Origin of the sequence: Methylobacterium oryzihabitans, assembly GCF_004004555.2 — a bacterium.
In the GTDB taxonomy this organism is placed as follows: domain Bacteria; phylum Pseudomonadota; class Alphaproteobacteria; order Rhizobiales; family Beijerinckiaceae; genus Methylobacterium; species Methylobacterium oryzihabitans.
The window spans coordinates 97,172-110,243 of record NZ_SACP01000014.1; the positions used below are offsets into that span (position 1 = coordinate 97,172).

The 13,072-nt window shown below is 72.5% G+C and carries 14 protein-coding genes and 1 other RNA gene; 7 read left to right on the forward strand and 8 right to left on the reverse strand.

The genetic code is table 11. The features are described 5' to 3' along the window. Positions 1–15 precede the first annotated feature (15 nt). The 8 genes from EOE48_RS15625 to gap all read right to left on the reverse strand — a co-directional run bounded on the left by EOE48_RS15625 (position 16) and on the right by gap (position 7,443). On the reverse strand, positions 16–810 hold the full coding sequence (locus EOE48_RS15625) for an inositol monophosphatase family protein (RefSeq protein WP_127730721.1): 795 nt from the start codon (positions 808–810) through the stop codon (positions 16–18). 101 nt (positions 811–911) lie between these two features. After that, positions 912–1,886, reverse strand: coding sequence for a tetratricopeptide repeat protein (locus tag EOE48_RS15630; protein WP_127730723.1), 975 nt, complete (start codon positions 1,884–1,886; stop codon positions 912–914). Continuing rightward, positions 1,883–2,566 (reverse strand): class I SAM-dependent methyltransferase, encoded by a 684-nt coding sequence (locus EOE48_RS15635; RefSeq protein WP_127730725.1) that lies wholly within the window; start codon positions 2,564–2,566, stop codon positions 1,883–1,885. Before EOE48_RS15635 ends, EOE48_RS15630 begins: the two co-directional genes overlap by 4 nt. 8 nt (positions 2,567–2,574) lie before the next feature. Continuing rightward, positions 2,575–3,204 carry a thiamine phosphate synthase gene (locus EOE48_RS15640; protein WP_127730727.1) on the reverse strand — a complete coding sequence of 210 codons (630 nt, stop codon included), beginning with the start codon at positions 3,202–3,204 and terminating at the stop codon, positions 2,575–2,577. Between the two features lie 131 nt (positions 3,205–3,335). Continuing rightward, complete coding sequence (gene fba, locus EOE48_RS15645) at positions 3,336–4,424, reverse strand: class II fructose-bisphosphate aldolase (RefSeq protein WP_127730729.1); 1,089 nt, start codon at positions 4,422–4,424, stop codon at positions 3,336–3,338. A 91-nt stretch (positions 4,425–4,515) separates the two neighbouring features. Then, the gene (locus tag EOE48_RS15650) at positions 4,516–5,718 is read right to left on the reverse strand and encodes a phosphoglycerate kinase (RefSeq protein ID WP_127730731.1); all 1,203 of its coding nucleotides are present in this window, start codon (positions 5,716–5,718) and stop codon (positions 4,516–4,518) included. 55 nt (positions 5,719–5,773) lie between these two features. Continuing rightward, the gene (locus tag EOE48_RS15655; RefSeq protein WP_127730733.1) at positions 5,774–6,190 is read right to left on the reverse strand and encodes a hypothetical protein; all 417 of its coding nucleotides are present in this window, start codon (positions 6,188–6,190) and stop codon (positions 5,774–5,776) included. Positions 6,191–6,435: 245 nt separating this feature from the next. Further along, positions 6,436–7,443 (reverse strand): type I glyceraldehyde-3-phosphate dehydrogenase, encoded by a 1,008-nt coding sequence (gap, locus tag EOE48_RS15660; protein WP_127730735.1) that lies wholly within the window; start codon positions 7,441–7,443, stop codon positions 6,436–6,438. A 597-nt stretch (positions 7,444–8,040) separates the two neighbouring features. On the opposite strand from gap, the gene EOE48_RS15665 reads away from it, so the two are divergent. From EOE48_RS15665 to EOE48_RS15695, 7 genes are all read left to right on the forward strand, one after another. Beyond that, positions 8,041–8,325: a DUF4164 domain-containing protein gene (locus EOE48_RS15665; RefSeq protein WP_127730737.1), complete on the forward strand. Its 285-nt coding sequence runs from the start codon at positions 8,041–8,043 to the stop codon at positions 8,323–8,325. A gap of 74 nt (positions 8,326–8,399) precedes the next feature. Beyond that, positions 8,400–8,771, forward strand: a complete 372-nt coding sequence (locus EOE48_RS15670) for a cell division protein ZapA (RefSeq protein WP_127730739.1) — start codon at positions 8,400–8,402, stop codon at positions 8,769–8,771. 262 nt (positions 8,772–9,033) lie between these two features. Next, a non-coding RNA gene (ssrS, locus tag EOE48_RS15675) (6S RNA) lies at positions 9,034–9,191 on the forward strand. 61 nt (positions 9,192–9,252) lie between these two features. Next, positions 9,253–9,828, forward strand: a complete 576-nt coding sequence (locus tag EOE48_RS15680) for a 5-formyltetrahydrofolate cyclo-ligase (RefSeq protein ID WP_127730742.1) — start codon at positions 9,253–9,255, stop codon at positions 9,826–9,828. 4 nt (positions 9,829–9,832) lie between these two features. Beyond that, the gene (locus EOE48_RS15685) at positions 9,833–10,654 is read left to right on the forward strand and encodes a TIGR00282 family metallophosphoesterase (protein ID WP_127730744.1); all 822 of its coding nucleotides are present in this window, start codon (positions 9,833–9,835) and stop codon (positions 10,652–10,654) included. 283 nt (positions 10,655–10,937) lie between these two features. After that, positions 10,938–11,939 carry a MotA/TolQ/ExbB proton channel family protein gene (locus EOE48_RS15690; RefSeq protein WP_127730746.1) on the forward strand — a complete coding sequence of 334 codons (1,002 nt, stop codon included), beginning with the start codon at positions 10,938–10,940 and terminating at the stop codon, positions 11,937–11,939. 25 nt (positions 11,940–11,964) lie between these two features. Beyond that, positions 11,965–12,978, forward strand: coding sequence for a peptidoglycan -binding protein (locus tag EOE48_RS15695; RefSeq protein ID WP_127730748.1), 1,014 nt, complete (start codon positions 11,965–11,967; stop codon positions 12,976–12,978). Positions 12,979–13,072 lie beyond the last annotated feature (94 nt).

Genomic DNA, 13,072 nt, shown 5'->3' on the forward strand with positions numbered 1-13,072 from the left:
TTCGCTTGAGGGGGCTTACTGGTTGGCCTTGCGCAGCAGGCCGATCAGCTCGCGGTGCAGCACCTCGTTGCCGCAGGCGACGGAGCGGGCGGCGAGCGGCTCGGCGCCGTTGTCGGCGTTGGTGACGAAGCCGCCGGCCTCGCGCACCAGGATCACCCCGGCGGCCATGTCCCAGGTCTGGAGGTCGCGCTCCCAGTACAGGTCGGCGCGGCCGCAGGCGACGTAGGCGAGGTCGAGGGCGGCCGAGCCGAGCCGGCGGATGCCGCCGGTCACCGCCATCACCGTCGCGACCTCCTTGAGCAGCCGCGGGTGGTTGCCGCGACCGAGATAGGGCGAGCCGTAGACGACCAGGGCGTCGGCGAGGTCGGTGCGGGCCGAGACCCGGATGCGGCGGTTGTTGAGGTAGGCGCCCTTGCCGCGCTCGGCGATGAACAATTCGTCCTTGATCGGGTCGTAGATCACGCCCGCCACGATGGTGCCCTCGCGCTCCAGCCCGACCGAGAGGCAGAAATGCGGGATGCCGTGCAGGAAGTTGGTGGTGCCGTCGAGGGGATCGACGTGCCAGGTATGGGTCTTGTCCTGGCCCTCGACCGAGCCGCCCTCCTCCATGATGAGGCCGTAGCCGGGCCGGGCCTTGACGAGGGCGTCGCGCAGCACCTCCTCGGCCTTGCGGTCCGCCGCCGAGACGAAGTTGCCGGGCCCCTTGCGCGAGACCTGGAGATTCTCGATCTCGCCGAAGTCGCGCTTGAGGCCGCGGGCGGCCTTGCGCACCGCGTCGACCATGACGGTCATCAGGGGGGAGTTGATCATCGGGCGGAAGCCTTCGGGCGGTAAGGATCGGTCACGGGCGTGGAGTCGGGGCTGTCCTTGGCGAGGAACGCCTGTGGGATCAAGGCCCCTTCAGGGCGTCGTCATGGCCCCTGGCGCTCGGCGGCGAGGCGCTCGGCCCGCTGGCGCTCCTCCGGGGTGAGGCCGGCGACCGCCTGGGCGAGCCAGGCGTCGTCGAGCCCCTGCGCCTTGGCGGCCATGCTCCAGGCGGCGGCCTCGACGAGGTTCTTCGGCACGCCGCGGCCGCTGGCGTAGAGCCGGGCGACGCGGTTCTGCGCCACCGCGTTGCCGCGGCCGGCGGCGTGGCGGAAGTAGCGCGCGGCGCGGGCCTCGTCCTTCGGCACGCCCTCGCCGTTGAACAGCAGGATCGAGAACTCGACCTCGCCGGCGACGTCGCCGTTGTCGGCGGCGCGGCGGAACCACTGCGCCGCCTTGGCGGTGTCCTTCTCGACGCCGCGGCCCTGGAGGTAGAGCACGCCGAGCGCGTGCTGGGCCGGTGCGACCTCCTGGTGGGCGGCCTGCCGCAGCAGCTCGGCCGCCCGGCGCAGGTCGTCCGGCGCGCCGGTGCCGAGCAGGATCAGCGCGAGGTTGAAGCAGGCGGTGGGGTCGGCGAGCCGGGCCGCCTTCTCGAGCCAGGCGCGCCCGGCCGCCGGGTCCTTCGCCTGCCCGCGGCCCTCGATCGCCATCATGCCGAGGATCGACATCGCCCGGGCGTCGCCGAGATTGGCGGCGAGCCGGTACCACTCCGCCGCCTTGGCGGGATCCTGCCGCACGCCGAGGCCCTGGCTGTACAGCTCGCCGAGCAGCGTCATCGCGGCGGCGTCGGTCCTGTTGGTCTCCAGGCGCTTGGTCGCCTCTCGGAAGGCCGTGACGTAGTAGCCGCGCTGATAGGCGCCGTAGGCGAGGTCGGCCTTCGGGTCGTTGGGCCGGCCCGGCGGCAGCGCGGTCGCGCCCGGCAGCATCTTGGGCGGGCCGGACGGCGGCGCCGCGGCGGCCGGAGCGAGGCCGGCGAGCAGGAGCGCGAGGCCCGGTCCGGCGAGGCGATGCACCCGGCTCATGCGCGGCTCCCGAACGGCAGGAACGACAGCAGGCGCCGCGGCGCGACCTCGCGCGCGAGGCGGCTCAGGGATGCCGAGGGCAGCGGCAGGGTCAGGAACCGCTCGTAGGAGCACGCCGTGATGGCGGCCTCGTCGGGCAGCCAGCGGGCGGTGCGGCGGCGCCGGCCCGGCCACACCACCACGATGCCGCCGCGGGTGTTCTCGACGTAGGCGAAGCGGTGCTCGGTGCAGTCGTGCAGCCAGATCACCGTCTTGTAGACGTCGCCCATCCAGGTCAGGTCGCCGGGCGTGCCGCGCTCGCGCCGCCCCCGCAGGCAGGCGTCGAGATCCGGCAGCGCCGCGAGGTCGTCGGCCGGGAAGCAGTCGTCGAGCACCACCGTGCCGCCCGGCCGCAGGCAGGCCCAGGCGTTGACGAAGTCGCGCCGGGACTGCGCGTAGGTGTGCAGCCCGTCGATGAACACGCAGTCGAAGCTGCGGGTGTTGGCGCGGAAGAAGTCGTCGCTGGTCGCCACGACCGTCTCGCCGCGAATCCCCTCGCGCGGCACCTTGAAGTGCGGGTCGACCCCGGTCCGGTTCGGGATCGCGACCCGGTTGAAGGTGGTGGCGTGATCGACGCCGATCTCCAGGTAGTCCCGGTAGCGTCCGCCCGAGAGGGCGTTGATGACCTCGTGCCGTTCCATGGCCGCCCTCAGGCGCCGAGGCGTGCTTGCGCCGCCGCCACCGTGGCGGCGCCGTCCGGCCCGGCCCACAGGGTCGCGTCGAGGGCGACGAACTCGGCCCCGGTCGCCGCGAGGTCGGCCACCGCGTCGAGGCTGCGGGCGAGCGCCACGCAGGGCGTCTCGAAGATCTCGGCCCACCATTCGGCGCGCTCGCGCACCGTCTCGGGCGCGGTGCCCGGCAGGTCGCCGAACAGCACGTAGTCGACCGCGGCCTCGCCGGCCTCCATCGCCTCGTGCCGGGTGGCGAGGCCGCCGGTGCCGAGGATGCGCCCGTCCCGCAGGCGCCCGCGCAGGTCGCCGAGGTCGCCCTCCGCGACGTGGATGCCGTCGGCCCCGCCCCGGGCCGCGACCGAGACGAGGTCGATCCCCTCCGCCGGGCAGGCGACCACCACCGCGGCCCCCGCCTCCTGCGCCGCCGGCGCCAGCGCCTTCAGCACCTTGACGAGGCTGCGCTCGTCGGCCGGGGCGAGGTGCAGGATCACCGCCGCCACGTCCCCGGCGGCGCAGGCCGCGGCGAGGGACGGCGCGAGGTCGGGGCCGGCCTCCGGGCCGGAGACGAGGATCAGGCGGGGCGCGGGAGGGGCTTTGGGCTCGGCCATGCGGGCAGCGGAGTCTTCTCGGGGGTCTTCTCGAAAGCACGACGGGCGGGCGGTCGTCGGACCGTCCGCCCCGTGCGGCCTTACGGGTGCCTGATGGTGAAACCGGGGCGGGGCCGCCCCGGGGTCGCGGATTACTCCGCGGCGGCCTTCTGCTTGGCGCCGAAGGACGGGTCGAGCTTGCCGGCGGCGTAGCGCTTGGCCATCTCGGACAGCGCGACCGGGCGGATCTTGCCGGCGTTGCCCGCGGTGCCGAACTCCTCGAACCGCTGCTGGCACAGCTTGGTCATCGCCTCCATGGCGGGCTTGAGGTACTTGCGCGGATCGAACTCGGCCTTGTTCTCCGACAGGATCTTGCGGATCTGGCCGGTCATCGCCATCCGGTTGTCGGTGTCGATGTTGATCTTGCGCACGCCGTGCTTGATGCCGCGCTGGATCTCCTCCACCGGCACGCCCCAGGTCGGCTTCATCTCGCCGCCGTACTGATTGATGATGTCCTGCAGGTCCTGCGGCACCGAGGACGAGCCGTGCATCACCAGGTGGGTGTTGGGCAGGCGGCGGTTGATCTCCTCGATCACGTTCATCGCCAGCACCGCGCCGTCGGGCTTGCGGGTGAACTTGTAGGCGCCGTGCGAGGTGCCCATCGCGACCGCGAGCGCGTCGACCTTGGTCGCCTCGACGAACTTCACCGCCTCGTCCGGATCGGTGAGGAGCTGGTCGTGCGAGAGCACGCCCTCGGCGCCGTGGCCGTCCTCGGCCTCGCCCTCGCCGCTCTCCAGCGAGCCGAGCACGCCGAGTTCGCCCTCGACCGAGACGCCGGCCCAGTGCGCCATCTCCGAGACCTTGCGGGTGATCTCGACGTTGTAGGCGTAGTCCGCCGGGGTCTTGCCGTCGGCCTTGAGCGATCCGTCCATCATCACCGAGGTGAAGCCGTACTGGATCGCGGTGGCGCAGGTCGCCTCGTTGTTCCCATGGTCGAGATGCATGCAGACCGGGATCTGCGGGTAGATCTCGACGAGACCGTCGATGAGCTTGGCCAGCACGACGTCGTTGGCGTAGGAGCGCGCGCCGCGGCTCGCCTGGAGGATGACCGGCGAGTCGGTCGCGGCGGCCGCCGCCATGATGGCGAGACCCTGTTCCATGTTGTTGATGTTGAAGGCCGGAACGCCGTAGCCGTACTCGGCGGCGTGGTCGAGGAGCTGCCGGAGCGTGATGCGGGCCATGGTGGTCCTCCGAAGGTGGGGGTTGGGTCGAGCGGAATGATAGCGGATGGTTCGGGCGGCGTCCTGCTCCGCCCGGCCTGGACGGAAACCGTCAGCCCTTCACGCGCAGGGCGTCGACGCCCGGCAGCGGCTTGCCTTCGAGCCACTCCAGGAAGGCGCCGCCGGCGGTGGAGATGTAGGTGAAGTCCTCGGCGACGCCGGCATGGTTGAGCGCAGCCACCGTGTCGCCGCCGCCCGCCACCGAGACGAGCTGGCCGGCCTTGGTGCGCGAAGCCGCGTGGCGGGCCGCCGCCACCGTGCCCTGGTCGAAGGGGGCGAACTCGAAGGCGCCGAGCGGGCCGTTCCACACCACGGTCCTGGCGTCGTTCATCGCCGCGGCGACCCGCTCGACCGACTGCGCCCCGACGTCGAGGATCATGCCGGTCTCCGGGATCGCGTCGACCCCGTAGGTGTGGTGCGGCGCGCCGGCCTTGAACTCCTCGGCGACGATCGCGTCGACCGGCAGCAGGATGGCGCAGTTCGTCTCCCGCGCCCGCTCCATGATGCGCTGCGCGGTGCCGGCGAGATCCTTCTCGCACAGCGACTTGCCGACGCCGAGGCCGGCGGCGTGCAGGAAGGTGTTGGCCATGCCGCCGCCGATCACCAGGGCGTCGACCTTGCCGACGAGGTTCTCCAGCAGGTCGATCTTGGTCGAGACCTTCGAGCCGCCGACGATCGCCAGGACCGGCCGGGTCGGGGCCTCGAGGCCCTTGGTCAGGGCGTCGAGCTCGGCCTGCATCTGGCGCCCGGCATAGGCCGGCAGCAGGTGGGCGAGCCCCTCCGTCGAGGCGTGGGCACGGTGGGCGGCCGAGAAGGCGTCGTTGACGTAGACGTCGCCGTTCTCGGCGAGCGCCTTGGCGAAGCCGGCGTCGTTCTTTTCCTCGCCGGCGTGGAAGCGGGTGTTCTCCAGCATCAGCACGCCGCCGTCGGGCAGCGCCGCGACCGCCTCGGCGGCGGCGGGTCCGACGCAGTCCGACGCGAAGGCGACCGGGCTGCCGAGAAGCCCCTGGGTCGCCTCGGCGACGGGCTTGAGCGACTCGGAGGCGACCGGCTTGCCCTTGGGGCGGCCGAAATGCGCCAGCAGGATCACCTTGCCGCCGGCCGCCGCGATCTCGCGGATCGTCGGCAGGACGCGCTCGATCCGGGTCGCGTCGGTGACGCGGCCGTCATCCATCGGCACGTTGAGGTCGACGCGCAGCAGGACGCGCTGGCCCTTGAGGTCGCCGGCGTCGTCGAGGGTACGGAAACGGGTCATCGGCTCGGGGCCTTCTGCAGGAGGCCGGGGCGGCGCGCCCCGTCGATCGGGGGGGTTAGCGGGGGAGCAGGCCGGCGAGGTTGAGGCGCTGCGCCACCAGCAGCAGCGCCACCGTCAGCACCGCGGTGACGGCGGCGGTGACGATCAGGGCGCCGAGGCCGGGCAGGCGCCGGGTGCGGTCGGACAGCGCCCGCACCTCGCTGCGCAGGGCGGCGAGATCGGACTGGCGCGCCGCGTCGTTCATGCGCTCGGCGGCAGTCCCCATCCGGTCCTCGACCCGCGACAGCAGCGCCTCCGAGCGGGCGTACTTGTCCTCGATCCGGGACGCCTTGTCCTCGATCCGGGCGAGCTGGTCGGCCACGGGCGAGGAGGCGGGCACGGGAGCCGGGGGCGTCACCGGGACGGGCAGCGCGGGCTCGGGCTCGCGGGGGATCGGCGTGACGGCGCTGCGGGCGACCGGGGCGTCGGACATCGGGGGCTCATCCGGGTTGGCGAAGGGCGACGAACGGCGTGATACGAGTGTCGGACGATCGGTTCCGAAAATCGTCTCGAAGCCCGCGCGGTGGAGCCTTCGGCTCCACACGACTGAGCGAGGCCGGTTTCTGCATCGCGACTGCGATTGCACGGCCATCGCCACGATCCCGCAGGGATCGCCGAGCGATCAATCAGAAACCGTATGAGGCGCCCGGAGCCGCGACCGGCTCCGGGCCCTCGTCGTCAGATCAGCTTCGCCATCGCGACCGAGGTGTCGGCCATCCGGTTCGAGAAGCCCCACTCGTTGTCGTACCAGGACAGCACCCGCACCAGCGTCCCGTCCATCACCTTGGTCTGGTCGATGTGGAAGGTCGAGGAATGGGGGTCGTGGTTGAAGTCGATCGAGACGTTCGGCGACTCGGTGTAGCCGAGCACGCCCTTGAGCTTGCCGTTGGCCGCCGCCTTCACCGCCTCGTTGATCTCGGCGACGGTGGTCGCGCGCTTGGCGATGAACTTGAAGTCGACGACCGAGACGTTCGGGGTCGGCACGCGGATCGCGGTGCCGTCGAGCCGGCCGTTCAGCTCCGGCAGCACGAGGCCGACGGCCTTGGCGGCGCCGGTCGAGGTCGGGATCATCGACAGGGCCGCGGCGCGGGCCCGGTAGAGGTCCTTGTGCATCTGGTCCAGCGACGGCTGGTCGTTGGTGTAGGAGTGGATCGTGGTCATGAAGCCGCGCTCGATGCCGACGGCGTCGTTGAGCACCTGGGCGACCGGGGCGAGGCAGTTGGTGGTGCACGAGGCGTTCGAGACCACGAGGTGATCGGCGGTCAGCTTGTCGTGGTTGACGCCGTAGACGACCGTCAGGTCGGCGCCGTCGGCGGGCGCCGAGACGAGAACGCGCCGGGCGCCGGCGTCGAGGTGCAGCTTGGCCTTGTCCTTCGAGGTGAAGATGCCGGTGCACTCGAGGGCGATGTCGACGCCGAGGTCGCGGTGGGGCAGCTCGGCCGGGTTCTTGATCGCGGTGACGCGGATGCGCTGGCCGTCGACGACGATGGAATCGCCCTCGACCGAGACGGTGCCGGGGAACTTGCCGTGGACCGAGTCGTAGCGCAGCAGGTGGGCGTTGGTCTCGACCGGTCCGAGATCGTTGATGGCCACGACCTCCACGTCGGTGCGGCCGGCCTCCTTGATGGCGCGCAGCACGTTGCGCCCGATGCGCCCGAAGCCGTTGATGGCGACCTTGACCGTCATGTCGTCATTCTCCCGAATACGGGGCCGTCGGGCCCCGGAAATGGCCGCGACGCTTCCGTTGCGGAACAGGGCAGGCCCGGAAGGCAAGCCGCATGCCCGGGCGGGAGCGCGAAGCCGATGCGATGAGGGGTGGAGGCCGCCGCGATCCCGGCCACGCCCGCCGGCCCCGATCGGGCGGCTGGAGCGAGGGAGGGGTCGATCGTCACGGGCACTCGCCTGGAATGTGCCGGCGCGCGGGGGCGGCCGTGCAGGGCGCCGGCTTCCTAACATGCGGACCTGTGCTGTCAAACCGCGACCCCGCCCGGCCGTGATCTCGGGTGTGGGCGACCGCAGGGCGACGCTCCATGGCGGGCGCGAAGAGCGCCCCGCGGAGCGGGTTCGAGGGGACGCACGTCCCCTCGAACGCGAAAGCGGAGCGAGAGCCAAGTGAGCGGATGCGAACGCCGGCGCCTGAGGCCAAGCAAAAAACAGGGCCATCGCTCTGAAGCGATGGCCCTTGGGGCGGAGGATGACGGGGGTTGCCGCCGGCCCGGACGTTGCGGCGGCGACCCCTCGCCTTTAGGCTCCGGCCCGTCGCGTACCGGAAGGAGTGGATCGATGGGTGCAGCGATGGACGATGCGCTGCGCCGGCTCGATTCCGCCGTCGCCGCCCTCGACCTCGCGGTGTCGCGCCGGCTCGACGCCGAGCGCAGCCGGGGTGACCTGGAGACCGAACTCGAGATCATGCGCGAGGACCGGGTGCGGCTCGGCGCCGAGCTCGACGCCGTGACCGCCCGGCTGGCGGAAGTCGAGGCCGCCGCCGACGAGGTCGGCCACCGGGTCGGCCGCGCCATCGGCGCCGTCGAGGGCGTGCTGGCCCGGCCCGAACCGCCGGAGGCCTGAGGGTATCGCCGGAGGCATGAGGATCGCCGCGGGCCGGGTCGGGCCGCGGCCTGCAGCGTTGGAGTCGACATCGAATGCCTCAGGTGACCGTCAGCATCGCCGGCCGGACCTACCGCATGGCCTGCGGCGTCGGGGAGGAGGCCCACCTCGAATCCCTGGCGCAGGGCTTCGACGCCCGCATCACCGAGATGCGCAAGGCGTTCGGCGAGATCGGCGACATGCGCCTGCACGTCATGGCGGCCCTGACCCAGTCCGACGAACTGGCCGAGACCCGGCGCCGGATGGCCGAGATGGAGCGCGAGAACGCCGAGCTGAAGCGCGCCGCCGACGCGCAGGCCGCCGAGCGCCAGGCCGGCGAGGCCCGCCTCGCCGAGAGCCTCGGCCGCACCGCCGAGCGGATCGAGACGCTCGCACAGTCGCTGATGCCGGTTCCCGCAGCCTCCTGACCTCAGGGCCATCGCTTCAGAGCGATGGCCCTGGTTTCCTGCTTGGCCTCAGGCGCCGGCGTTCGCATCCGCTCACTCGGCTTCCGCTCCGCTTTCGCGTTCGGGCGGACGTTCGTCCTCCCGAACCCGCTCCGCGGGGCGCTCTTCGCGCCCGCCATCGAGCGTCGCCCTGCGGGCGACCGCAGGACAATCGCTGAAGCGATGGCCCTGCTCCTGACCCTACCCCCTGGCGCCGGAGCCGGGTCGGCGCTACATCGGGTCTGCGAGGCTGCGGTTCTCGACAGGAGACACATTCCCCGGGGCCTTATCGACTCCCTCGGGAGCTGTCCCTGCCCTGGTCCGTGGACCGGGGCAAAACGGCGCCCACCTACTCTGTAGGTTTCCCGGGATCGATTCTCCAACGGCTCTCGTGGCCTCGCGCTCGCCCCCCGGGGCGTACCCCATCCAGCGGGCTTCTCCTCCCGCGCATGTCCTGCCGCGCATGAGCGATCCATCGGCCGACAAGGCCGCCCTCCGGCGCCTCGCCCTCGCCCGCCGGGACGCCCTGGCGCCCGGGACACGGGCGGCGGCCTCGGCGCGGGTGGCCGATCTGGTGCTCGCCCTGCCGGACCTCGCCCGCCACGGCCTCGTCGGCGCCTACTGGCCGATCCGCAGCGAACTCGACCTGCGCCCGTTGCTGCTGCGCCTGCGCGCGCGCGGACAGGCGGTGGCGCTGCCGCAGGTGACGCCGGACGGCCTCGTGTTCCGCCTCGTCGGCGAGGGCGAGGCGCTCGCCCGCGGCGGCTTCGGCCTCAGCGAGCCGGGGCCCGACGCGCCGGCGGTGCGCCCGCGCGCCCTGCTGGTGCCGCTCGCCGCCTTCGACCGCCGCGGCCACCGCATCGGCTACGGCAAGGGCTACTACGACCGGGCGCTCGCCGACCTGGAGCGCGACGGGCCCCTCGACGCCGTCGGCGTCGCCTTCGCTGCCCAGGAGGTCGCGCAGGTGCCCGACCACCCCTACGACCGCCGCCTCGGCCGCATCGTGACGGAAGACGGCGTGATCGAGACCGGAGCCTGACCCGATGCGCCTCCTCTTCCTCGGCGACGTGGTCGGGCGGCCCGGCCGCAGCGTGGTCGTCGACCGGCTCCCGGCCCTGCGCGAGCGCTGGCGCCTCGACTGCGTGGTCGTCAACGGCGAGAACGCCGCCGGCGGCTTCGGCATCACCGAGGCGATCTGCGAGGAACTCCTCAACGCCGGCGCCGACGCCGTGACGCTCGGCAACCACTCCTTCGACCAGCGCGAGGCGCTGGTGTTCATCGAGCGCCAGCCGCGCCTGATCCGCCCGGCCAACTACCCGCCCGGCACCCCGGGCCGCGGCGCCACCGTGGTCGAGACTCATCGCGGCGCCCGCGTCCTCGTCGTCAACGTGATGGGCCGGATCTTCCTCGATCCCCTCGACGACCCCTTCGCGGCGGTCGAGCGCGAGCTGTCGGCCTGCCCGCTGCGCGACGCCGCCGACGCCGTGCTGGTCGACGTCCACGCCGAGGCGACGAGCGAGAAGGAGGCGCTCGGCTGGTTCCTCGACGGGCGCGCGAGCCTCGTCGTCGGCACCCACACCCATGTGCCCACCGCCGACCACCGCATCCTGCCCGGCGGCACCGCCTACCTGTCCGATGCCGGGATGTGCGGCGACTACGATTCGGTGCTCGGCATGCAACGCGACGAGCCGGTGCGCCGCTTCCTCCAGAAGACCCCCGGCGCCCGCCTCGAAGCCGCGACCGGCGAGGGCACCTTGTGCGGCATCGCGGTCGAGACCGACGACCGCACCGGCCTCGCGACCCGGGTCGCCGCGGTGCGGCTCGGGCCCCATCTCGAAGAGACGTGGCCGCGGCACTGGGACTGATCCCGACGCCTGCTGCAGGGCAATCTCCTTAAGGCGATTGCCCTGGTTTCTTGCTTGGCCTCAGGCGCCGGCGTTCGCATCCGCTCACTTGGCTCTCGCTCCGCGGGGCGCTGTTCGCGCCCGCCATCGAGCGTCGCCCTGCGGGCGACCGCAGGACAATCGCTGAAGCGATTGCCCCGACGCTCCCTTTCCTCCGGCTTGATCGCGGCCGGCGCAACCGTCACAGTGCCGGCGACCCGGGGCGGCACTCGTCTCGCCGCCGCAGAACGAGATCTTCGCCGCGATGGCCGCGAGTGCTGCGTCCCCTCCCCTGACCTCGCCGCGGATCTACCTCGTCCGCATGGCGGTGTTCCTGATCCTGTGCGGCTTCCTGGCCTTCGTCCTCTACCGCCAGATCGTCCCGGCCTTCATGGCCAATCCGGGCCTCAACGGGCTGATCCTCGGGATCCTGCTGGTGGCGCTGGTGCTGGCCTTCGGGCAGGTGGCGCGGCTGTTTCGCGAGGTGCGGTTCGTCAACCGGGTCGCGGCCGCCGCCGGCGATGCCGGCCTGCCGCGCGTGCTCGCCGCCCTCGCCCCGACCCTGCGCGAGCGGGCGGCCGGCGAGGCGGTGCGCCAGACGGTGTTTCAGCCGCTGCTCGACTCGGTGGCCTCCCGCCTCGACGAGGGACGGGAGATCCTGCGCTACATCGCCGGCCTGCTGATCCTGCTCGGCCTGCTCGGCACGTTCTGGGGCCTGATCGACACGCTGTCGGCGGTCGGCGGCGTGATCCGGTCGATGCGCGGCGGCGGCGGCGACGCGGCGGTGATGTTCGACGAACTCAAGAGCGGACTCGCGGTGCCGCTGTCGGGCATCGGGCTGGCCTTCTCGGCCTCGCTGTTCGGGCTCGCCGGCTCGCTCGTCATCGGCTTCCTCGACCTCCAGGCCGGGCAGGCGCAGAGCCGGTTCTACAACGAGCTGGAGGACTGGCTCGTCACCGGCGCGGCGGCTCCGGACGCGCCGGTCGCCGTCGCGGCCGCGCCGCTGCCGACGACCCGCGTGCCGGACAACGGCCTGCGCGAACTCACCGACGCGGTGGCGCGGCTGAGCGCCCTCGTCGGCGAGGGCGCCGGGCACAGCCGGTCGAGCACCCAGGCGATGGCCAACCTCGCCGAGGGCATCCAGGGCCTCGTCCAGCACATGCGCGCCGAGCAGCAGATGATCCGCGACTGGGTCGAGGCGCAGGCGAGCCGTGAGCGCGAGCTGAAGCAGGTGCTCGACCGCCTCGGCCGGGAGCGGGTGGAATGACCGGATCTCACCGGGCGACCGGGTGATGGCCGGCCGCATCGCCCGCCGCGACCGCGGCGTCAACGTCTGGCCCGGCTACGTCGACGCGCTGACGACTCTGCTGCTCTCGGTCGTGTTCCTGCTGACGATCTTCGTCACCGGGCAGTTCTTCCTGTCGCAGGAACTGTCGGGCCGCGACACGGTGCTGGAACGGCTCAACCGCCAGATCTCGGAACTGACCGACCTCCTCGCCCTCGAACGCTCCGGCCGCCGGACGCTCGAAGAGGGCTCGGCCTCCCTGCGGGCGAGCCTTCAGGGCGCGGAGGCCGAGCGCCGCCGGCTCCAGGGCCTGCTCGCCGCCGGCCAGGACAGTCAGGGCCGCGAGAGCGAACTCGGGCGCCAGCTCGAAGCCGAGAAGGGCGCCTCGGCCCGGGCGCTCAGCCAAGTCGACCTGCTGACCCAGCAGATCGCCGCGATGCGCCAGCAACTCGCCGCCCTGGAGGATGCGCTGGCCGCCTCCGAGACCCGCGACCGCGAGAGCCAGGCCCGCATCGCCGATCTCGGCAGCCGCCTCAACGTCGCGCTGGCCCAGCGGGTGCAGGAACTGGCGCGCTACCGCTCCGACTTCTTCGGCCGCCTGCGCCAGATCCTCGGTGCCCGCACCGACATCCGCATCGTCGGCGACCGCTTCGTGCTGCAATCCGAGGTGCTGTTCCAGGCCGGTCAGGCGACCCTGCGCCCGGAGGCCGGGCCGGAACTCGACCGCATCGCCGCGGCGATCGTCGAGCTCAACCGCCAGATTCCAGCCGACATCCCGTGGGTGCTGCGGGTCGACGGCCACACCGACGCGCGGCCGATCAGCTCGTCGCAATTCCCCTCGAACTGGGCGCTGTCGGCGGCCCGCGCCATCGCGGTGGTGCAGTACCTCGCCGGCCGGGGCATCCCGCCCCAGCGCCTGCTCGCCGGCGCCTTCGGCGAGTTCCAGCCCCTCGATGCCGGCACGACCGAGGACGCCTATGCCCGCAACCGGCGCATCGAGCTGAAGCTGACGGAGCGGTGAGCGGCCCGCGCGGCGCTTGAGCGAAGCCGAAATCCGCATCGCGAAAGCGATCCCGCAAGGGATCGCCGAGCGATCGATCGGATTTCGTATGATG